Here is a 20,752-nt window from a genome sequence, read left to right as displayed (position 1 = left end):
TTACGATGAAAACATTAAAACTCGCGGTGCTTTCATTAGTGATGTTCTCGGGCTATAGCCTGGCAGAAAGTACATCGCTGAATACCGTAAAAGAGTATATGGCGGCATGGAATGCGCATGATGCTTCGCGAGCCGCTCAATTTCTTGCTGATGATGCGGTCTATTATGATGCCGCCGCGGGAGAACCGGTAAACGGCAGGGAAAAAGCAGAAAAAGAGGTTATCGGCGCTTTTATTAAGGCGGTTCCAGATCTTAGCTGGAAAATGGTCGGCAAGCCCGTCTACGATGAAGACACCGTGGCCTTTCGTTGGGAATTTTCAGGCAAAAATAGTGGTGAATGGGCAGGGAGTCCGCCGACAAATAATCCGATCAAATTTGAAGGCGTCAGCTATATTCATGTTAAAGCAGGAAAAATCACCTGGCAGGGTGATTATTATGATTCTAAAAAACTGGATGAAGAGTTAAAGCCAGTGAAGTAGTCGGTTGTACCCCTTTATAAATAAGAAGGGGTATCTCTCTTATTTGTGTCGTATTAAAGGCAGTGTGTAGCAATAAGGAAAAAAGTTAATGGCAATTACCAGACGTGATTTTCTCAACGGCGTCGCGGTGACTATTGCGGCGGGACTTACCCCGCTGGAGTGGGTCAGGGCGGCAGGAAAGGGAAACGCATTTATAGATGGAAATTATTATCCTCCTGCGCTGACGGGGCTGCGAGGTAATCATCCTGGATCGTTTGAAATGGCGCATGCGCTAGGTCGCGAGCATAAACATTTTGATTTAAACGCTCTGCCCGTTGAGGAAGAGTACGATCTGGTGATTGTGGGTGGCGGTATTAGCGGGTTAGCTGCCGGTTGTTTTTGGCGTCAAGTTGCCGGGCAAAATAGCCGGATCCTGATCCTCGATAATCATGACGACTTTGGTGGACACGCCAAACGCAATGAATTTACCAGCTCGGGTAAGAAATTACTCGGTTATGGTGGCAGCGAAGCATTCCAGTCCCCTGCGCATAATTTCAGCCCTGAAGTACAAAAGCTGATGGAAACCGTGGGCGTCAGCGTCACGCGGTTAAAAGAGAGTTTTGACGTAAACTTCTACCCCGACTGGCAGCTCAGTCGCGGCGTTTTCTTCGACAAGAAGAATTTTGGCGAAACAAAAATCGTCAGCGGCGATCCGGGCCGCGCGGTATCTGATGATATTCCGCCGGACAGGCTCAATGGGCGTAAAATTGAAGACTTTATCAATGATTTTCCGCTAAGTGAGAACGACAGAAAAGCGCTGATCGACCTGCACGTGCGTCCTGGCGATTACCTTCCGGGGATGACGGTCGATGAGAAAATGGAATGGCTGGATACCCACAGCTACAGTGAATTTTTAGCAACAAAAGTGGGTTTGAGCAAAATGGCGCTGCTCTATTTCCAGCAGCGTTCCAACGACTTCTTTGCCATCGGTATTGAAGGCATCTCCTGCAGCGATGCCAGGGCGTGCGCCTTACCCGGCATGGAAGGGATGGGGTTACCGCCGTTGGACGGTGAGTCGCTGGCTGACCTCGAAGAGCCGTATGTTTACCACTTCCCGGACGGTAACGCCGGGTTAGCGCGACTGTTAGTCAGGTATATGCTGCCGGATGCGCTACCGGGCAACACTATGGAAGACTCTGTCCTCGCCAGACTGCATTACGAAAAGCTGGATCTGCCGGAAAACACCACGCGCCTGCGCCTGAACAGCACGGTGATTAATGCGGCCAACGTGCAGGATGGCGTGGCGGTGACCTATCTGCGTGACGGTAAAATGCACCGTGTGCGCGGTAAGAACACCATCATGGCGGGTTATAACATGATGATCCCGTATCTGGTGCCTGAGATGCCGGAACAGCAGCAGGCGGATCTTAAACTGAACGTGAAAGCACCGCTGGTGTACACCAACGTGGTGGTCAAAAACTGGCAGGCGTTCAAACAGCTTGGCGTACATGAGTTTTACTCTCCGGCGGCACCTTATAGCAGGGTCAAGCTCGACTATCCGGTCAGTATTGGTGGGTATCAACATCCGGCCTCCCCGGACGATCCGATGGTCATTCATATGGTCTATGTGCCGACCTATCCGGGCAGTAACCTCTCGGCCAGAGAGCAGTTCCGTCTGGGACGAGCCTATTTGCTGGGGACCACCTTTGCGGCGCATGAGGAGATGATTCGCTCCCAGTTGCAGGAGATGTTTGGCTCAACCGGATTTGATAATCAACGCGATATCTCCGCCATTACGGTTAACCGCTGGGCGCATGGCTATGCGTACTACGCCAACTCGCTGTTCGATGATATGGATAAAATGCCAGAGATCATCGAGCGGGCGCGTCAGCCAGTCGGTCGCATTGCCATCGCTAACTCCGATTCTGACTGGAGTGCTTATGCCCATACGGCAATCGATCAGGCATGGCGTGCGGTTAATGAACTCAAGGATATGGGGTGATCTATGCGTAACGTAACCATTCTCGCCGCCTGTTTATTTACTGCTTCGGTTTCCGCTGCTGAATCTAACGGTGAATACATCGCGCGAATTTCAGACTGCGTCGCCTGTCATACCGCTGAAGGTGGCGCGGCGATGGCGGGAGGCAAAAAGTTTCCTACTCCGGTGGGGGATATTTATTCGACCAATATTACCCCAGACAAGACGCAGGGTATTGGTAACTATTCTTACGAGGATTTTGAAAAGGCCGTACGGCAGGGGATTGCCAAAGATGGTCATCCGCTCTATCCGGCCATGCCTTATCCCTCTTACGCAAAACTTTCTGACGAGGATGTTCAGGCGCTGTATCGCTATTTTATGCATGATGTCACTCCGTCTGCGCAACCCAATAAAGAGAATGCCATTCCGTGGTTACTCTCCGCCCGCTGGCCGCTGCATATCTGGAACTGGCTGTTTACCGATGCGCCAGCGGCGACAGTAGAAACTGCGAAAACGGATGACAATGCAGCCCTGGTAAAACGGGGCGCTTATCTGGTGGAAGGTCCAGGACATTGCGGCTCGTGCCATACCCCGAGAGGCATGGCGATGAACGAAAAAGCGTATACCAATGCTGATGCCGAATACCTGAGCGGCGCGATGATCGACGGCTGGTATGCCCCTTCGCTGCGGGGCACCGGTATGTCTGAGCAGGAGTTAAAATCGCTGTTGCTGACCGGTAAAAGCAAGCATGCCGCGGTTTCAGGTTCGATGGCTGAAGTCGTCACGCAGAGTACACAGTATCTGACCGACGAAGATGCCACGGCGATCGCCCAATATCTGTTGAGCCTGAAAAGTGAGAAGCCTGAAACGGTACGTGCTGCGGCGACTACAGCATCCTGGTCGAATTCACCTGAGGCGGGCAAAGTGACCTATAACCGCTACTGTTCAACTTGTCACGGTCTGGAAGGGAAAGGTACGGATGATAACGCGCCTTCTTTAGTGAACAATCCACTGGTGATGGTTGATGACCCGACACCGCTGTTCAGAGTGATTGCCCACGGCGCAGAAACACCGACAACGCGTGGCAGCGTCTCCTTTAAGATGCCTGCCTACGGTGGCTTGTTAAGCGACAACGAAATGCGCGACGTGATCAACTACGTGCGTAAGAGCTGGGGTGAAGGAAATAGCGAAGTAAGCCAGGAAGACCTGGCTGGCGTTAAAAAAGCGTCACATTAAATCGTATGCCGGGTAAGGTGCTTGCACCGCCATCCGGCAGTGCTTACACGGTGTTTACTCTGATAATATCCGCGAGTCGGGTAAACGCCGCCGTCATTTCATGCTCTTCAATGCTGGCAAACCCCAGCAACAGGCCGCTGCGTTTCTCTTCATTCACGTAGTAGCGTGACAGTGGGCGCACCAGCAACCCTTGCGCATTCGCCTGTTGGGCAATGACCGCATCATCACTCCCGGCGGGTAACTGTAAGATCATATGCAGCCCGGCGTTGCTGCTGAAAGAACCAAGAAAATGTTCACCAAGTTGGCGGCTGATAAGCTCTACCAGCATCTGGCGACGACGACTGTATAGCTGACGCATTTTCCGAATGTGTGCCGCGTAATAACCCTCGCGAATAAACTCCGCCAGTGCGGCCTGAATCAACAGATGTCCACCACGATAAAGGTCGTTATGAACCTTTTTCAGCGGAGCGGCTAGCGATTTAGGTAGCACGACATACCCGAGTCGCAGTGCGGGATAGAGGGTCTTACTGAATGTCCCGATGTAAATGACCGGTGTCTCTTCTTCCAGCCCCTGCAAAGAGGGAATCGGCTGACCGGAAAAGCGGAACTCACTGTCGTAATCATCTTCCACTATCCAACTTCGCGTTTCACGTGCGCGAAAGAGAAGTTGCCGGCGGCGGCTCAGACTCATGACCGAACCGAGTGGGTATTGATGTGACGGTGTCACAAAAATAAGTTTTGGCGGTGTTTCACCTGCATCCGGCGGGACCATGCCTTGTTCATCAACCGGGATAGCCGAAAAATTTACCGCATTGATACGAAGAATATTTTTGATTCCCCAGTAGCCCGGCTCCTCAATCCAGGCGTGATCGCCGGGGTTGCATAAAGTCCGGGTCACCAGATCCAAGGCCTGGTGAATACCTTCAGTAATCAGAATTTGCTCCGGTGAGCACCGTACGCCGCGAGCGGTGCGCAGATAGTCTGCCAGAGCTTCTTTCAACTCATTCATGCCGCCTGCTGCATCGTAAGTGAGAAACTCCGGGCGCAGTCGTCTTGCCAGCCTGTCCTGAATTTTCTTGAGCACCCGGTGCGGGAAATGCTCTACATCAGGTACGCCTGGAATAAATGCCCCCCACTGACGGGGACTGGCGCTGGCATTACCTAACAGCTCAAGGCAGCGGGCGGATAAACGGGTGTGATCTTCCTGAGCGGCAGTAACAGGCTCTTTGTCAGGACGCAGGTCGAGATTGTCCAGCACGCTGTCGGTCACAAATGTGCCGCTGCTGGTGCGCGCGGAAATATACCCTTCAGCTTGCAACTGTTCGTACACCCGCAGGATGGTATTGCGCGATAGCGTCAGCTCTCCTGCCAGGTCACGCGACGGAGGCATTCGGGTAGCCGGTTTCAGGCTACCTTCGAGGATGCAACTACAAATGGCGGCATACAGGCGGCGATGTAGTTTTTCGTCAGTCTGCTGATTAAATGCATGCTTGATCACATCTCCGGCAAGTGAACGCATTTGGATCCTTAAAATAAAACGATTTGGCTCTCGATTAAAGTACCAGACGGCGTCTAAATTTAAAGGGTAATTCAACCGAAATGTATTAATGGACAAGGTGTAGAGAATGAACAATAAAAACCTGCAACAACGTCGTCTGGATGCCACCCCGCGTGGCGTGGGTGTGATGTGTGATTTTTATGCCCAGTCGGCAGAAAACAGCACAATTACCGATATCGAAGGCAATCAGTACATCGATTTTGCCGCCGGGATCGCCGTACTGAACACCGGACACCGCCATCCTCGCCTGGTGCAGGCAGTCGAAGCGCAACTTCAGGCTTTTACCCATACGGCTTATCAGATTGTCCCGTACGAAAGCTATGTGTCTTTGGCTGAGAAAATCAACGCTGTTGCGCCAATCGACGGCAAGCGTAAAACCACATTCTTCACTACCGGGGCTGAAGCGGTAGAAAACGCGGTGAAAATTGCGCGCGCGCATACCGGCCGTCCTGGCGTTATCGCATTTGGGGGTGGTTTTCATGGGCGAACTTACATGACGATGGCGTTAACCGGCAAGGTGGCACCCTATAAAAAAGGTTTCGGCCCGTTCCCAGGCTCTGTTTACCATGCGCCGTATCCTTCTGAATTGCAGGGCATTTCCACGGCGGATTCCCTAAAAGCGATTGAGCGCCTGTTTAAAGCCGATATCGATCCAACCCAGGTTGCGGCGATTATCTTCGAACCCGTCCAGGGAGAAGGGGGCTTCGTGGTGGCACCGCCAGAGTTTGTGGCTGCCATCCGCCGTATTTGCGACGAGCATGGCATCGTGATGATAGCTGATGAAGTACAAAGCGGGTTTGCCCGTACGGGTCAGCTGTTTGCGATGGATCATTACGCCGATAAAGCGGACCTGATGACCATGGCGAAAAGCCTTGCGGGCGGCATGCCGCTGTCAGGCGTCGTGGGCAAAGCCGAAATTATGGATGCGCCTGCGCCGGGTGGTCTGGGGGGAACCTACGCTGGAAACCCGCTGTCGATCGCAGCGGCCCATGCGGTGCTGGATATCATTCGTGATGAGCAGCTATGCCAGCGTGCGGCGGCTCTCGGCGAACAGCTGCGCGCCGCTCTGACAGATGCACAAGCAGGGTGTCCTGAACTGGCCGAAGTGCGAGGTTTAGGCTCTATGATTGCCGCTGAATTCTGTGATGCAGCGACAGGAGAACCCAACGCCGCAGCCGCGCAACGCGTGCAGAAGAAAGCCCTTGAGCAAGGATTACTGCTGCTGACCTGCGGTCAGTATGGCAACGTTATTCGTTTCCTTTACCCGATGACAATTCCGCAGGAGCAGTTCGCCAAAGCGCTTGATATTATTAAAGCAGCAACCAAGTAATTCGTTAATTGTCATTTACCCAAAGCCGACGGTCGTCATCACCGTCGGCTTTTTTGTTGTCGTGGATTTATCAACAACACGTCGTTATATATTTACATATATATCGATTGGGTCTATCCTATTCATCATACAAATATAATAACTGTACTCTTCAAGAGAAGGCGCTTGCGTTAGCGGCCTCCAGTCTTTCTATCTAACGAATTGAATTAACGAATGTTAAATAACAAATTTACCCCAGTGGCCTCTGGGTTGTTAACCTTTGCCTGTTTTTCCACCGCCGTCACGGCTCATGCTGAAGATACCGTCATCGTTTCGGCGCCAGCCACGTCACAATCCTCGTTATCGGAACATGAACCTCCGGCGAGCGAAAAAAAAGCAACGTTAGGTAGCCTCGGCGAGCGAGAGTTGATAGACGTTCCCTGGTCGGTGCAGACGTTGTCGAAAAAAGTGCTGGATCAGCAACAAATCAAAGATGTGAAAGACGCCTATCGCTACCTACCGTCCGTTCAGGGTGACGGCGTCCGCCCACAAACCCGCGGCATGCAGGGGAGCGTGGTACAAAACCATATGATTGATGGCCTGAACGCCGTCTCCACGACGGAATATTCGACCGAACAGTTCCAGAACATTGAGGTGTTGAGCGGCATCGCTGGATCGCTGTATGGCCCTGCTAATCCAGCAGGGATGTTTAATTTGGTGTCTAAACGACCTGTCGATACACAGTTGCATCGCGTCACAGTAGGGCAAGGTACAGGGTCGGGAACGTTGGCATCGATGGATTTCAGCGGCCCAATCGATGCGGGAGACCGGGTGAAATATCGCCTCAACTTGCTGAACGATGAGGGCCATAGCTACACCACCGATAGCCATGTCCGTCGACAGTACGCTGGCTTGGGGCTGGACTTTCAACTGACAGATCAAACGGTGCTGGAGAGTAATTTCAGCTATTACCATTATTACGAAAAAGGCATGCCGGGTAGCTTTGCCCTGGCGAAAGGCGTTCACTTTCCCGCGGCATTTGATCCTACGGACAGTAAATATGGTCAATCTTATGCGGGTCATGATGACGAAACGACTACCGTCGATATGCATATTAAGCATGATTTTGACGGCAACTGGATGCTGGACCTGGGGGCGTTGCACCAGGTTGCAGACCGCGAGTCGACGGCCGTGACCAACACCCTGACGGATAACCGGGGCGATTACACCACTACAACCTCTAATTCGGCGGCCAGTCGCTTTACCATCAACAGTTATTTAGCGAACCTGACCGGTAGCGTTGATACCGGCTGGCTGACGCAGGATATTGCTACCGGAATGCGTGGATTTGTGTGGAAAAACTATAATCCAAGAAACGGCGGCACTTTCACTCTGGGGCATTCTTCTCTCGATCAACATCCCGACTATCCGCGACCACCGTATCCAGACTTTAACGATCGCTATCATTCGGCGACTACCACTCAGCATGCATTTTTGCTAAGCGATACGCTGCATTTTTCCCCGCAGTGGAGCTTGCTGCTTTCCGGCAGCGAGAACCTGTTTACCGTCAGTAACTACAACAAAGCTGGGCATGAAAGCAGCCGTCAGAAAGACAATGGCATGAGCGGTTCCACCAGCCTGATGTATAAACCGGTGGAGAACGTCACGCTGTATACCACCTGGGCGGACAGTTTGCAGCAGGGCGATACCGCGCCCGCCGGGGCGCGCAATGCCGGGCAGGTGTTAGCTCCCTACCGTAGCCATCAACTGGAGGTGGGCGCAAAATATGCGCCAGTAAAAGATCTGCTGCTTACCGCTGCGCTTTTTGAAGCCAAACGCCCCTTTGCCTATACCAACGACAATGGCGATTTTGCTCAGGATGGTACGCAGAAGAACCGTGGGCTGGAACTGATGGCTGATGGGCATATCACCCGTAATTTGCGCGTGTTAGGCGGGGGAGCCTGGCTTGATCCAACACTTCATAATACCGCGGCCAGCAATGCGGATGGTAAGCAAGTAGTTGGTTTGCCGCGCTTCGCCTCGAATATCCTCGCAATCTACACCATCGAACGGGTTCCGGGACTGGATGTCGACACGAACGTGCATTACGTCGGACGTCGGGCTACCGATAATGCCAACGACAGCTGGGTCGGGAGTTACACCACGGTGGACATCGGTACGCGTTATGCCACCAGACTGTGGAACACGCCAACCACTTTCCGGTTTGATATCACCAATCTCACCGACCGTCACTATTGGACCAATATTGTTCCGGGCGCATTGACTGGTTACACGGGTGCAGGGGCTGCCAGCGCTCAACTTGGCGCACCGCGCCAGGCTCAGTTTTCTGTTCAGGTTGATTTTTAGAGGTTGCTTATGAAAACGTGCCACACATGGCTGCTTTGTGTGTGGCTGGCGTTTCCTGCCCTGGCAACACGCCAGGTTGTGGATGATGCTGGTCACACAGTTACCGTTCCCACGCATGTTGAACGTATTGCGGATGGCTGGTTTGCACATCATTCGGTGCTGATGACGCTGGGCGCAGGTCGTAACATTGTTGCGACGGTCAACCATGAGGAAAACCAGCCATGGATGTTTAAAATCAATCCTTCTCTGAGGCAAGCCTTACAGATACGGGGAACATCATTTAATAGTGAGGATTTGCTGGCCCGGCACGTCGACGTGGTGTTTGTGGCAAAAGGAAAAGGGGATGCTCAAAGCTACAGTCAGGCGGGTATCCCGGCCCTTGAAATGGCATTTACTGACTATGCTTCGATGGAAAAATCGGTCACTACGACCGCAGAGGTTCTGGGTACCGAGCAGGCTCGCGTCCGGGCAACGGCTTACAATCAGTATCTCAACCGTGTGCTCGCGGATGTGCAGGCTAAAACTGCGGAGCTGACGGAAAATCAGCGCCCTCGGGTACTTCATATTCAATCGCTAAATCCGCTTAAAGTCGACGGCAGGAACACGTTGATCGATACCTGGATTACGCTGGCGGGTGGACGGAATGCGGCAGGTGAAGTTGACGGCAACATGAAAGAGGTGTCGCCCGAGAGGGTGCTTTACTGGCAACCGCAGGTCATTATTCTCGGTGCGGGGTGCGGTGATATCGCCAGTTCGCCATATGCGGCATTGTTCAAAGAACTTAACGCAGTGAAACAGGGTAACGTCTGGCGCAATCCGGCGGGCGTGTTCCCCTGGGACCGTTACGGCACTGAAAGCGCGTTGCAGCTGCAGTGGGCCGCATCAAAACTGCATCCTGCGCTGTTTGGCGGCCTGGATATGGTCAGCGTAACGCGAGATTTTTATCGCCAGTTCTTCGATTATTCGCTCACTCAGGAGCAGGCGATGCGAGTTTTAAACGCGTTACCCCCACAGGAGTAGCGCTCACGTATAAAGACAGGCGTGATAAGGATTGCACGCCATTTTTTCCCCTCTGAAATGTGGGGTTTGGTGCGCTCATGATGAAAATGGTTTGCCAGGTCTCTCGTTATATAATTTAATGCATATCGTTTTTACTCCTCTATTCAGATGGTATCCCATGTTAACTTTCCGCTCTTTTGTGCTGGTTTGCGCCAGCATGTTGTTTGCGTTTTCTGCTCAGGCCGACCGAACGATCACCGATCAGCTTGGTCGACAGGTCACGATTCCTGACCACGTGGACAAAGTGGTCGTGCTGCAACACCAGACGTTGAATATTCTGGTTCAGCTCAATGCCCAGCAGGACATTGTTGGTGTGATGTCGAGCTGGAAAAAGCAGCTCGGGCCTGAATTTGCGCGCTTTATGCCGACGATTACTACATTGCCGACGCCAGGCGATCTCACCAGCGTGAACATCGAAAGCCTGTTGGCGATTCATCCGCAGGTGGTTTTTGTCGCCAACTATGCGCCAGCGGAGATGATCCAGCAGATTCAGAACGCCGGTATTCCGGTCGTGGCTATCTCGTTACGTAAGGATGCCACCGGGCAACAGAATAAAATGAACCCGACCATGGCCGATGAAGAGCAGGTCTACAACGAAGGGTTGAAGCAGGGTATTCGCCTGATCGCTGACGTGGTTGGGCGCAAACCGCAGGCCGAAACGTTAATCGACTACGTTTTTGCCGCGCGGGCAAAATTCAATGCGCCAGTTGCAACAATCCCGGATGCGCAAAAAGTCCGTATTTATATGGCTAACCCCGACCTGATGACCTACGGCTCCGGGAAGTACACGGGACTGATGATGCAGCACGCGGGGGGATTAAACGTGGCGGCTGCCAGTGTGAAAGGTGCCCATCAGGTTGCGCTGGAGCAGGTATTAGCGTGGAACCCGCAGGTGATTTTTGTCCAGGATCGCTATCCGCAGGTGGTAACTCAGATCCAAAACGATCCAAACTGGCAGGGGATTGATGCGGTGAAAAATCATCGCGTCTGGTTGATGCCTGAATATGCCAAAGCCTGGGGCTATCCGATGCCGGAAGCGTTGGCGATCGGTGAACTTTGGATGGCCAAAAAACTGTATCCGGATGCCTATAAAAACGTGGACGTTGATGCGCAGGCCCAGGACTACTATCAACGTTTTTATCGTGTGAACTGGCAGCCTGATGCAGCTAAGTAACCGTATTTTGCCCCAGCAACCGCTCTTAATCGTTGTGGTCCTGTTGCTGGGCGTCAGTTCGCTATGCCTCGGACAGTATCCGCTGTCGTTAAGCGAAGTGTTTTATCACCTGACGCACTATAGCGACGCTGAGGGAATAGGCAGCCAGGTTATCTGGACAGTCAGGCTACCGCGTATTCTGATGGCACTGCTGGCGGGGGGCGCGCTTGGGTTATGCGGCGCGACGCTGCAAGGGGTATTTCATAACCCTCTGGTCGACCCGCATATTATCGGCGTGACGTCGGGGGCGGCCTTTGGTGGAACACTGGCCATCCTGCTCGGTCTTTCGCCCTGGCTGATGATGGGATCAACGTTTTTCTTTGGTCTGACAGCGTTGATCCTGGTGTATGCCATTGCTGCGTTACAGGGGCTGGAGAATACGCTGGTATTGATCCTGTCGGGTATCATTTTGAGCGGATTTTTTGCCGCGCTGGTGAGCCTGATCCAGTATCAGGCAGATACCGAAGAGACGTTACCTAATATTGTGTTCTGGCTGCTGGGCAGCTTTGCGACGGCCAACTGGCATAAAGTGCTGCTGTTGGCGGTTCCGGTCGGTATCGCCGCGACGGTTTTGTACCAGCTACGCTGGCGGATAAACCTGTTGTCGCTTAATGACAAAGATGCCAGAGCACTGGGGGTGGCGGTGGTTCCTCTGCGACGCAGCGTTTTGGTGTGCTGCGCATTTTTGGTCGCCGCTCAGGTGGCGGTCAGCGGCAGTATTGCCTGGGTTGGATTAGTGATTCCGCATCTGGCGCGTTTGCTGGTGGGCGTTGATCATCGTCGTCTTCTGCCGTGTGCCTTCTGGCTGGGGGGCGGTTTTATGATTGTAGTGGATGACATTGCCCGCACCCTGATGCACGCGGAGATACCGTTGGGGATCATTACCGCATTGTTCGGCGCGCCGCTGTTTGCTTTCTTGCTCATTCGTACCAGCCGCCGGGAGAAATCATGATACCTGCCGCACTGCGCGTAAATCAGCTTATTTATGGGCATCGCGCGCCGCTATTTGAGCCGCTAACGTTCTGTTGCCAGAAAGGTGAGATCTGGGCCGTGCTGGGACGCAACGGCCTGGGTAAAAGCACACTGCTCGATACGTTAACCGGCACGCTGCCTGCTATAGGCGGGAGTATTGAAAATAACGGTGGGATAGGGATTGTGGCACAGCATAGCCATCTGCCGTTTCCGTACACGGTCAGCGACGTGGTGTTGATGGGGCGAGCACAGCACGTGAAGCTTTTTGCGCAACCCAGTCCGCAGGATCAAAAAAGAGCAATGCAGGCGTTAGAGCAGTTGAATATCACGCATCTCGCCTCCAGCTCATTTGGCTCACTTTCTGGCGGGCAGCAACAGTTGGTGATGATTGCCCGGGCTCTGGTGACGGAGTGTCAAACGCTGTTACTGGATGAACCGTGTTCCGCGCTGGATCTCGCCAATCAGCAGGTGGTGCTGCAGCTAATCAGCGATCTGGCCCATCAACAGGGATGCAGTATTGTCTTTTCGACCCACGATCCGCTGCATGCGTTACAGGTTGCTTCCCATACTTTGCTGCTACTCCCTGAAGGAAAATGGCGGGCTGGGCTAACGGACAGCATTGTGACGGAGGAGAATTTATTCCTGGCTTATGGTTTAACGCTGAGAAGACTCAGCGTGGAGAACTACCAGACGCCGTTTATTGCACCGTTGTTTTCTATTCGTCGTTAAGCGGTAAGAATCCTGCGGCGGTAAGGAACGCCTGACCGCCGCGGGAAAGTATGAATTCAACCAGCGCCATCACTTCTTTGGATGCATCAAGCACCGCCAGTTGGTATTCGCAGCGAATATTGTGCTCATCAGGAATAGCCACGTAATGTACGTTGGGCATCGCTCGCAGCGCGTGTGCGTAATGCGCGTAACCGATAAACAAATCGGCCAGCCCTTGGCGCAGGATCCAGGCGCTCGCCAGTTCTCCTTGCGGGATTTTTACCGTATCACGACCACCAACCAGCGGGATGGCGCGAGCGCGAAGTTGTTGCCCGAGTCCTGGTTCCAGTACATCCATATTGTCGAAAAATGCCCAGGTATAGTCTCCGGAAGGGTCGCAGCCGGGCGTTGATGTACCAGGTCGCAGCGTTGGGTCGCGGAGTAAATCCAGCCAGACACCGGTTCGATTGCTGACAAGGCTCAGTTTGTTCCAGCAAAAGGTGTGCGTAGAGACGGCTTTATTACGTACCAACAGGTTTTGTGGATGTTCCCGGTTAGCGGAGGCAAAGAGCGCACACATTTCTCCCGCTTCAATACGCTCGCGCAATAGACCGGCCGGACCATATTCGACCTTAACGTCTATTCCGCTCTGGTGCGTGAACTGGCTTATCAGTGGAGTAAATGCAGGGCGTAAACTGCCCGCAGCGAACAGAAGGATGGAAGAGGGCATGGTATCCTGGCTCTGACGATAGACATTATGCGAAGAAGATGAATGATACGCGTTGAGCATGGAATTTAGAATGATTTAGCGCAGTGCTATTGAATCATCATGGGAAATGATAAAACTGACGGATACAAACTGAAGATAAAAAGATAGTTTTGAAGTGAAATAGCACCAAATCAAAGGGATATGATTTGGTGCGTCCGAGTGGACTCGAACCACCGACCCCCACCATGTCAAGGTGGTGCTCTAACCAACTGAGCTACGGACGCAAGATGGTGCGTTCAATTGGACTCGAACCAACGACCCCCACCATGTCAAGGTGGTGCTCTAACCAACTGAGCTATGAACGCAACGTTGTAGGTGACAACGGGGACGAATATTAGCGGCACAGACCGAATGAGGCAAGAGGGAAATAGCATTTTTCTTCCCGATCTCACGCGATTGCAGAGTAATTAAGCAAGTTGATTATATTTTGTTGATTTTGCAGCGTGTTTTTTATTCAGACAGCGAACTGGGGCATACCAGGGTCGGTTTGAATTACAGAGGCGCTCAGACTTTAAGCACTGTAAGGATGGTGGTTTCTATTTTCTCTGGGGTAGTGAAGGGTGCAAATCGCTTAAGCGGCTTGCCGTCACGCCCGATCAGGAACTTAGTAAAATTCCACTTGATCCGCCCGCCCAGCACGCCGGGTAATTCGTCTTTCAGGTAACGAAACACCGGGTGCGTAGCGGCACCGTTGACTTCCACTTTCTCAAACATCGGGAAGCTCACACCGTAGTTGATGTGACAGGTTTGCGCGATTTCGTCGGCTCCACCGGGCTCCTGGTTACCGAACTGGTTGCAGGGAAAACCAAGCACCACCAGACCCTGCGCGGCGTACTTCTTGTAGAGCGCTTCGAGGCCTGCATATTGTGGAGTGAAACCACAATGGCTGGCGGTATTAACCACCAGAACCAGTTTGCCTGCGTAGTCGGCCATACAGATGGGCTGGCCATGCAAACTGATGGCAGTCAGTTGATGAAAGGGGGCCATGCCAGAATCCTCAAATAAGATAGCATTACTCATGTTGCCCGCGAGTGACAGGCTTCGCTGCGTATCTATTTATTATGATCGCAACTTCAGGATTAATAAACTTGCCATTGGTGCAGGGCAAAATGAATGAAGCACATTTGCGCTGGTGTATTCTCGATGATGGCTGTCGCGGCAGTGGATTGGATTGGGCAGAAAACTGATTCAAGAGGTGATGAACTTTCGCGAAGAACAGAAATTCTCTGCGGTTCGGTTATGGACATTCCATAATTTATTTTAACCAACCTGACGAGCGTTCCATTCGTCGCGCGTGATTTCCCAAAGTTCAGAATCCAGCAAACCGCTGACATACTCTTTCTTTTCCGTTTTGATAAGCCGCATTCCGCTACTGTCTGAAATACGTCTGGAACGGATATTGAGAGAGGCTTTCGGCGCACGCAATACTGTCTTATTTAACGTATTAAACCAGTAATCCGTAGCGACATTACTGGCTTCACGCATAAAACCCTGCCCCTGATATTCCGGAGCTAACCAAAATCCACGGTTATTATCCTCAACGTCATAAAGGCAAATTAAACCTATGAGAGCGTCAGGGGCCTCACGGAGTCTGATAGTCCAGATCCACGCAATCCCTTTTTCCATATCAGGCAGGGCAACGTTGTTGACGTAATTCTCCGCACCGTTATCAGGATAGGGCCAGGGTACTGAGGAGACCATATAGCGAACTATCTCCCAGCGGGGATAAAGCACCTGAATCTGCGAGGCATCTTCGGCTTCTAATGGTTTTAACAGCAAGCGTTCTGTATGGAGTATTGGTATTTTCATATGCACTTTTCCTGCTCGAACAAGATAAGAGGATCAATGTGGGGAGGATTTTGAAAAAATATTAATAACCAGAACCCCAGCACAAATAAGAAGCATACCTGCGATCGCCGGAAAATCTAGCTTTTGCCCGCTTATTAACCAGCCCAAAAGGCTGATTAATACGATTCCAGCACCTGACCAAATTGCGTATGCGATACCCGTTGGAATGGTCGACAGAGTTTGGGAGAGAAGATAAAAGGCTGCACAGTAGCACACAATAGTTGCTACAGATGGCCATAGGCGTGTGAATCCGTCAGAGAACTTCATCAGGGTTGTACCTACGACTTCAGCTACGATGGCCCCAGCAAGGAAAATGTATGAATTCAAAATCTGACCCCATGTGACAATTTAAAGCGAATATCGTATCACAAAGGGTTGGGTGAGTTTGAACACAGCCCAAACTACTGCTGAAATGCCCGTTTCATGGCATCTAGTGAAGCGTCGCAAGGTCCGCTTTGAGCGAATAACGGACATTCATGATATTTGTCCGTGTCTGCAAGTCATGGGCTAATCCCAGCCCATGACTTGCACGCAGTTGCCTTTGAACCCATGGTGATTCAGAGCTATCCGTGCTATTACAACGGATGTATTTCATTCATGGTAATACTTCTTCAGAAATGATGGTGTGTTCCTCAGACATTGAGATGATGCAGCGCAATCCTTCGAGATGCTCTTCATAATCAGCGATGAATTTTTTTAATTCAGCTACATGCCCAATCAGTTCAAGGCATTCCGGGTGAGTACCTGCTTTAATTTCATGGTGGGAATAGCTTATTTTCATCCCGACAAGATACCCTGCACTTACGTTGTGGATGATAGCCTGAGGTACTCCCTCTGCCCTAGCCTGACGCAGCAGATAATGGCTCAATGGAGGAGCGGTAAGTTTTTTCATAAATCCCGATGCTTTTACCCTGGTGCCTGACGGGATATAGATTCGTAGCGTCGATAGCGTTTCCATCTTCACTTATTCACCTCTGCCGAACAGGTTTCGCTGCTTTTCGGTTTCCGGGACTTTACATTGTCTGCTAACCAGTCAGGGACATCAGCAAGTTTAATATTCTTCGGCACGAAGCCATGTTTCAGGCAGGCTACGCGCTGGGAACGATAAATGCCGGTATAACCCGATATCAGCCAGGCAACAGCACAGGCCAGTGCAGCATAAACGCCCATCTCAGAGCCAAATAACTCAATAGCCATCAGTGTTGAAGCCACAGGGGTATTCGCAGCTCCGGCAAAGACGGCCACAAAGCCAATCCCGGCCAGAAAACTGACCGGTAAATGCAGCACTGGAGCCAGCGCGTTACCCAGTGTGGCCCCAATATAAAAGAGCGGTGTGACCTCCCCACCTTTAAAACCTGCGCCCAGAGAAGTGACCGTAAATACCAGTTTTCCCAGGAAATCCCATGGAGCCAGATACTGATGAAAGGCGTCAACGATAACGGGAATACCCAGACCGATATAGCGATCAGCACCCAGGCAAAAGACCGACACAGCCACTACCAGTCCGCCAATGAACGGTCTCAGTGGCGCATAATGGATAGCCTTCTTCATGAAACTGCCGATGGCATGTGTTGCGCTGGCAAAAGCCCTGGCAGTCAGACCAAAGAGCCCACCGGCGATTATGACAGCAATCAGTGCCCAGGCAGACATATGAGGAATAAACGAGACGGAGTAATGAGTATGATGTACTCCCCATAATAACCCAGTTTGATCGGCCACAATGGCAGCGAAAATACACGGTATTAATGCGTTGTAATTCATCCGCCCTACGGCCAGAACCTCAAGCCCAAAAATGGCGCCCGCGAGAGGGGTGCCGAATACTGATGAGAAACCGGCACTGATACCGGCCATCAGGACAATGCGTCGGGTATCCGGCGTCAGGCCAAACATGCGAGTAAACTGATCGGCTATGGAGGCACCCATCTGTACTGCTGTCCCTTCGCGCCCAACAGAAGCACCAAAGAGATGCGAAACAACAGTGCCGATAAATACCAGCGGGGCCATGCGCAGACGGATAATTTTTTGGGGATTATGAATTTCATCGAGCACCAGGTTATTCCCGCCTTCTACTGAACTTCCGTAGCGCAGATAAACCCATCCCACGGCAAATCCTGCAACGGGAAGCAACCAGATAAGCCAATGATGTCTGAGCCGGGTCGCCGTAGCCCAGTCAAGGGAAAACAGAAAGAACGCAGAAGCTGTGCCGGTCAGCACGGCGATCAGGAAAGCAAGGCCAAGCCATTGCGCAAGAGAACTGATTGAATTATTGAGCAGGAAGTGATTTGAGCGCATTGAAGCATCCTCAGATGGTTAATCATCCCGGACACACAACGCTGCATGGCTGATAAAACGATAAGCCTGCATCTTCCCGGTCCGGGAATAAATGCAGGCATCATTAGCCACATGGCGGTTCAAGGGGGAATGCCATCCCCTATGGGTTTATGTTAGCACAGGAATCGATTCAGCAGAAGAGTTCACACCCATTATCGCCCCCCATGTATTAATGTCCGTTTTTGGCACAGGACTGCTGTTGCAGCCCTGGCAACCTTAGACTTCAATCGATTCAGAGATCTCTAACGCATCATCGACTTCAATGCCCAGATAACGGACTGTGCTTTCCAGTTTCTTATGACCCAACAGAAGTTGGATCACCCGGAGATTCTTGGTTTTCTTGTAGATCAGGTAAGGTTTTGTTCTTCTCATGGAATGTGTGCTGTAAAGCGAATCTTCGAGACCAAGCTTTTCTACCCACCTATGAAAGATTCGGTTGTATTGCCGAGTTGAAATGTGCCGGTTAGTTCCGACCCGAGACCAAAACAAGAAGTCTTTATTGTGCAAATTGCTAAGCTTTATCAATGCAGCAACAGCTTCTCTTGTCCCTTTAGTTATCTCAAATTGCACAGGGCTACCGGTTTTCTGTTGCAACACCATTGCTCTGCTTGAAACGGAGCTACCATATGCAACATCAGAAACTTTTAGCTTAACCAGATCACAACCCCGAAGTTTACTGTCTAGGGCCATATTGAACAGGGCTAAATCGCGCGTTTTACCTTCCAGTTCAAGTCGGATTCGGATACCCCAGATATGAGATATCTGAAGTGGTCTTTTTTGGCCAATGATACGGTCTTTGTTCCACGGTGACGTGTTCATACTTAAATCTCCTGCAATGTGGGAGATTTGAGTATGGTTGTCCCTCATGAGCGAGGAGCGGAAGTTCACTTTAAAGGTAACCTAATCCGCATGCAAAGACCCCTTAAGGAAATTGTGTGGATTTTAGGCACATCTATGATTCGAAATAAATGCCTGAAAAATTTTAATTTTGATTTAATTGTATATTAAAGATTCATAAATGTCGTATATATAGTGACGGAAATGGATGTAGATAATTTCTGCTCGCAGTAGTATTTAGCGCTTCAATCAATGCAACATATAGCTTAGTCGTTTTACCTAGTACAAAGCCATGAGAGTAAACTGGCCCATATCCAGGCGCTAAACTCATGGTTTTATGATGGCCACCTAATATCTGTATTTTTGTAAAAAAACAGTTTTTATCGCAAAATAAGCTTAACTCATCGTGACCGAAAGTGATCACTTTGAATTCAGCATCAAATGGATAGTGCTGTTCTTGAATCTCAAATAATGATTTTTTAAGCATAGAAATTGTACGGTATAGATGTATCATTTCTATGGAAACAGAAGCACTCATTTTATTTGCCATGTACCCTCCCCCGGGGGACATAATTGTAATGTCATCACTAAGGGCCGTAATCACATTGGCACCGTTACTTCGTAAGGCATTTCGTTCTTCTGGGGATAGTGTTTGCCCTGTCACACCTCTAACTCGACACTGTTCAAGGAGATGTGGCCACTCATCATATAAGGACTTGAGCAGTTGTTCATCAGAATAGATGAATTGTTTTTCTTCACTGTTATGACCGAATACTCCTAATAAATAAATGTCGTTCTGATCAACCTTTGCAAAAACAGTATTGCCAGTTCTTTCAATGTAGTGCTTATGCTTTCCAGTCTTTTGAGTTGTTTCACCAAGGTGGAAATGATGTAAGCCAAAATCATTCAAAAAATCATCATTGAAGTTAGCTCTTTCCAAATGATGACTTTGATAGCCGTTAATGTTGATCCCACATTGCATTTTATTAATGAGTAAAGCAAAACCATGTCTATTTTTTTCAGGAACAATCAAGGCGCTGTGAAAATGTACATTCCTTTTACGGGGTTCAATAAGCCTTTTATTCATGTTCAAAAGTAGAGGTAAGTAGCCGTTTGAATCGCCACGGATAATCTAGACACTTCCGAGCCGTTGATAATACTGGTTTTCATATTCTGTCGGTGACATCTGTTCGCTAGAACCATGCCGACGCTTACTGTTATAAAACATTTCGATGTAATCAAAAATATCACTGCGGGCTTCTTCCCGCGTTCCGTAGATCTTTTTCTTTATCCGTTCACGTTTCAACAACTGGAAAAAACTTTCTGCAACCGCATTATCATGGCAGTTACCGCGACGGCTCATGCTACCCTCCAGGCCGTGTGATTTCAGGAACGACTGCCACTCATGGCTTGTGTACTGACTGCCCTGATCCGAATGAACCAGCACCTGTTTTTCGGGATTACGCCGCCATACAGCCATCAGCAGTGCGTTCAGGACAATGTCCTTTGTCATCCGGGATTGCATGGACCAGCCGATAATTTTGCGTGAGAACAGATCAACAACAACGGCAAGATACAGCCAGCCTTCGTGGGTCCTGATGTAGGTTATGTCCGTTACCCAACGCTCATCAGGAGCATCCGGATTGAACTGTCGCTGGAGCCTGTTGGGTGACACGATACTGGCCTCGCCTTTACGTGCCCGCGGGCTTCGGTATCCGACCTGAGCCTTTATTCCGACACGTTTCATCAGTCTCCAGACTCTGTTTACTCCGCACTGTTGCCCGCTGTCACGCAGATCCAGATGGATTTTGCGATAACCATAGACGCATCCCGACTCCAGCCAGAACTGTTTAATCTGTCCTGTCAGTCTCAGGTCTGCCTGATGGCGTTGTGAATGCGGCTGCTGAAGCCAGGCGTAAAAACCACTGGGATGAACATCCAGCACCCGACAGAGCAGGCGAACAGGCCAGCAACAGGAGTTGTCACGGATAAAGGCGTACCTCAGTCGGACAGCTTTGCGAAGTACGCCGCGGCTTTTTTTAATATGTCCCGTTCGTCGGTAACCCGTTTCAGCTCTTTCTGGAGACGGCGGATCTCGGCCTGAGCATC

The 20,752-nt window shown here is 50.9% G+C and carries 18 protein-coding genes, 2 tRNA genes, 1 pseudogene and 1 riboswitch; of the genes and pseudogenes, 9 read left to right on the top strand and 12 right to left on the bottom strand.

Features of this window, described 5'->3' with window-relative positions:
- The first annotated feature begins 5 nt into the window (after nucleotides 1–5).
- The 3 genes from OGY37_RS05155 to OGY37_RS05145 all read left to right on the top strand — a co-directional run bounded on the left by OGY37_RS05155 (nucleotide 6) and on the right by OGY37_RS05145 (nucleotide 3,672).
- Nucleotides 6–479 carry an ester cyclase gene (locus OGY37_RS05155; protein WP_063941524.1) on the top strand — a complete coding sequence of 158 codons (474 nt, stop codon included), beginning with the start codon at nucleotides 6–8 and terminating at the stop codon, nucleotides 477–479.
- A gap of 88 nt (nucleotides 480–567) precedes the next feature.
- Nucleotides 568–2,460, top strand: coding sequence for an NAD(P)-binding protein (locus OGY37_RS05150; protein WP_063941525.1), 1,893 nt, complete (start codon nucleotides 568–570; stop codon nucleotides 2,458–2,460).
- 3 nt (nucleotides 2,461–2,463) lie between these two features.
- Nucleotides 2,464–3,672 carry a c-type cytochrome gene (locus OGY37_RS05145; protein ID WP_286620286.1) on the top strand — a complete coding sequence of 403 codons (1,209 nt, stop codon included), beginning with the start codon at nucleotides 2,464–2,466 and terminating at the stop codon, nucleotides 3,670–3,672.
- 43 nt (nucleotides 3,673–3,715) lie between these two features.
- Here the strand turns inward: OGY37_RS05145 and pdxR are convergent, their stop codons facing one another.
- Nucleotides 3,716–5,191, bottom strand: a complete 1,476-nt coding sequence (gene pdxR / locus OGY37_RS05140) for a MocR-like pyridoxine biosynthesis transcription factor PdxR (protein WP_149280884.1) — start codon at nucleotides 5,189–5,191, stop codon at nucleotides 3,716–3,718.
- A 106-nt stretch (nucleotides 5,192–5,297) separates the two neighbouring features.
- Here pdxR and puuE point away from each other — a divergent pair, with 106 nt between their 5' ends.
- The 6 genes from puuE (at nucleotide 5,298) to OGY37_RS05110 (ending at nucleotide 12,879) form a co-directional block, all read left to right on the top strand.
- Nucleotides 5,298–6,560 (top strand): 4-aminobutyrate transaminase, encoded by a 1,263-nt coding sequence (gene puuE / locus OGY37_RS05135; protein ID WP_286620284.1) that lies wholly within the window; start codon nucleotides 5,298–5,300, stop codon nucleotides 6,558–6,560.
- Nucleotides 6,561–6,773: 213 nt separating this feature from the next.
- Nucleotides 6,774–8,906 (top strand): TonB-dependent receptor, encoded by a 2,133-nt coding sequence (locus OGY37_RS05130; protein WP_286620282.1) that lies wholly within the window; start codon nucleotides 6,774–6,776, stop codon nucleotides 8,904–8,906.
- A 9-nt stretch (nucleotides 8,907–8,915) separates the two neighbouring features.
- Nucleotides 8,916–9,926 carry an ABC transporter substrate-binding protein gene (locus tag OGY37_RS05125; RefSeq protein WP_286620279.1) on the top strand — a complete coding sequence of 337 codons (1,011 nt, stop codon included), beginning with the start codon at nucleotides 8,916–8,918 and terminating at the stop codon, nucleotides 9,924–9,926.
- Between the two features lie 157 nt (nucleotides 9,927–10,083).
- Nucleotides 10,084–11,139, top strand: coding sequence for an ABC transporter substrate-binding protein (locus OGY37_RS05120; protein ID WP_148362033.1), 1,056 nt, complete (start codon nucleotides 10,084–10,086; stop codon nucleotides 11,137–11,139).
- Nucleotides 11,126–12,130, top strand: a complete 1,005-nt coding sequence (locus OGY37_RS05115; RefSeq protein WP_003832715.1) for a FecCD family ABC transporter permease — start codon at nucleotides 11,126–11,128, stop codon at nucleotides 12,128–12,130. Before OGY37_RS05120 ends, OGY37_RS05115 begins: the two co-directional genes overlap by 14 nt.
- Nucleotides 12,127–12,879, top strand: a complete 753-nt coding sequence (locus OGY37_RS05110; RefSeq protein WP_286620277.1) for an ABC transporter ATP-binding protein — start codon at nucleotides 12,127–12,129, stop codon at nucleotides 12,877–12,879. The genes OGY37_RS05115 and OGY37_RS05110 overlap by 4 nt, the downstream gene beginning before the upstream one ends.
- Here the strand turns inward: OGY37_RS05110 and OGY37_RS05105 are convergent.
- From OGY37_RS05105 to OGY37_RS05050, 11 genes and pseudogenes are all read right to left on the bottom strand, one after another.
- Nucleotides 12,866–13,588 (bottom strand): substrate-binding domain-containing protein, encoded by a 723-nt coding sequence (locus OGY37_RS05105; RefSeq protein ID WP_286620275.1) that lies wholly within the window; start codon nucleotides 13,586–13,588, stop codon nucleotides 12,866–12,868. The two genes, OGY37_RS05110 and OGY37_RS05105, sit on opposite strands and share 14 nt — an antisense overlap.
- 186 nt (nucleotides 13,589–13,774) lie before the next feature.
- A tRNA-Val gene (locus tag OGY37_RS05100) sits at nucleotides 13,775–13,851 on the bottom strand.
- Nucleotides 13,852–13,855: 4 nt separating this feature from the next.
- Nucleotides 13,856–13,932 (bottom strand) — tRNA-Val (locus tag OGY37_RS05095).
- A 199-nt stretch (nucleotides 13,933–14,131) separates the two neighbouring features.
- Nucleotides 14,132–14,614 (bottom strand): glutathione peroxidase, encoded by a 483-nt coding sequence (locus OGY37_RS05090; RefSeq protein WP_286552393.1) that lies wholly within the window; start codon nucleotides 14,612–14,614, stop codon nucleotides 14,132–14,134.
- Nucleotides 14,615–14,887: 273 nt separating this feature from the next.
- Nucleotides 14,888–15,436: a GNAT family N-acetyltransferase gene (locus tag OGY37_RS05080; protein WP_149280889.1), complete on the bottom strand. Its 549-nt coding sequence runs from the start codon at nucleotides 15,434–15,436 to the stop codon at nucleotides 14,888–14,890.
- A 33-nt stretch (nucleotides 15,437–15,469) separates the two neighbouring features.
- Nucleotides 15,470–15,802 carry an EmrE family multidrug efflux SMR transporter gene (locus OGY37_RS05075; RefSeq protein WP_126318254.1) on the bottom strand — a complete coding sequence of 111 codons (333 nt, stop codon included), beginning with the start codon at nucleotides 15,800–15,802 and terminating at the stop codon, nucleotides 15,470–15,472.
- 268 nt (nucleotides 15,803–16,070) lie between these two features.
- Nucleotides 16,071–16,439: a hypothetical protein gene (locus tag OGY37_RS05070; RefSeq protein WP_198579149.1), complete on the bottom strand. Its 369-nt coding sequence runs from the start codon at nucleotides 16,437–16,439 to the stop codon at nucleotides 16,071–16,073.
- Complete coding sequence (locus OGY37_RS05065) at nucleotides 16,436–17,767, bottom strand: voltage-gated chloride channel family protein (RefSeq protein ID WP_198579150.1); 1,332 nt, start codon at nucleotides 17,765–17,767, stop codon at nucleotides 16,436–16,438. Before OGY37_RS05065 ends, OGY37_RS05070 begins: the two co-directional genes overlap by 4 nt.
- Nucleotides 17,768–17,854: 87 nt before the next feature.
- A riboswitch (Fluoride riboswitch) is annotated at nucleotides 17,855–17,916 on the bottom strand.
- Between the two features lie 106 nt (nucleotides 17,917–18,022).
- The gene (locus OGY37_RS05060; protein WP_198579151.1) at nucleotides 18,023–18,625 is read right to left on the bottom strand and encodes a tyrosine-type recombinase/integrase; all 603 of its coding nucleotides are present in this window, start codon (nucleotides 18,623–18,625) and stop codon (nucleotides 18,023–18,025) included.
- Nucleotides 18,626–18,818: 193 nt separating this feature from the next.
- Nucleotides 18,819–19,730 (bottom strand): hypothetical protein, encoded by a 912-nt coding sequence (locus OGY37_RS05055; protein ID WP_286620273.1) that lies wholly within the window; start codon nucleotides 19,728–19,730, stop codon nucleotides 18,819–18,821.
- Nucleotides 19,731–19,775: 45 nt separating this feature from the next.
- Nucleotides 19,776–20,752 (bottom strand): annotated as a pseudogene (locus OGY37_RS05050) (IS3 family transposase); the annotation flags it as partial.

Origin of the sequence: Citrobacter sp. Cpo030 (assembly GCF_030333005.1) — a bacterium.
In the GTDB taxonomy this organism is placed as follows: Bacteria; Pseudomonadota; Gammaproteobacteria; order Enterobacterales; family Enterobacteriaceae; genus Citrobacter; species Citrobacter portucalensis.
This window is presented reverse-complemented; position numbering and strand designations above follow the sequence as displayed.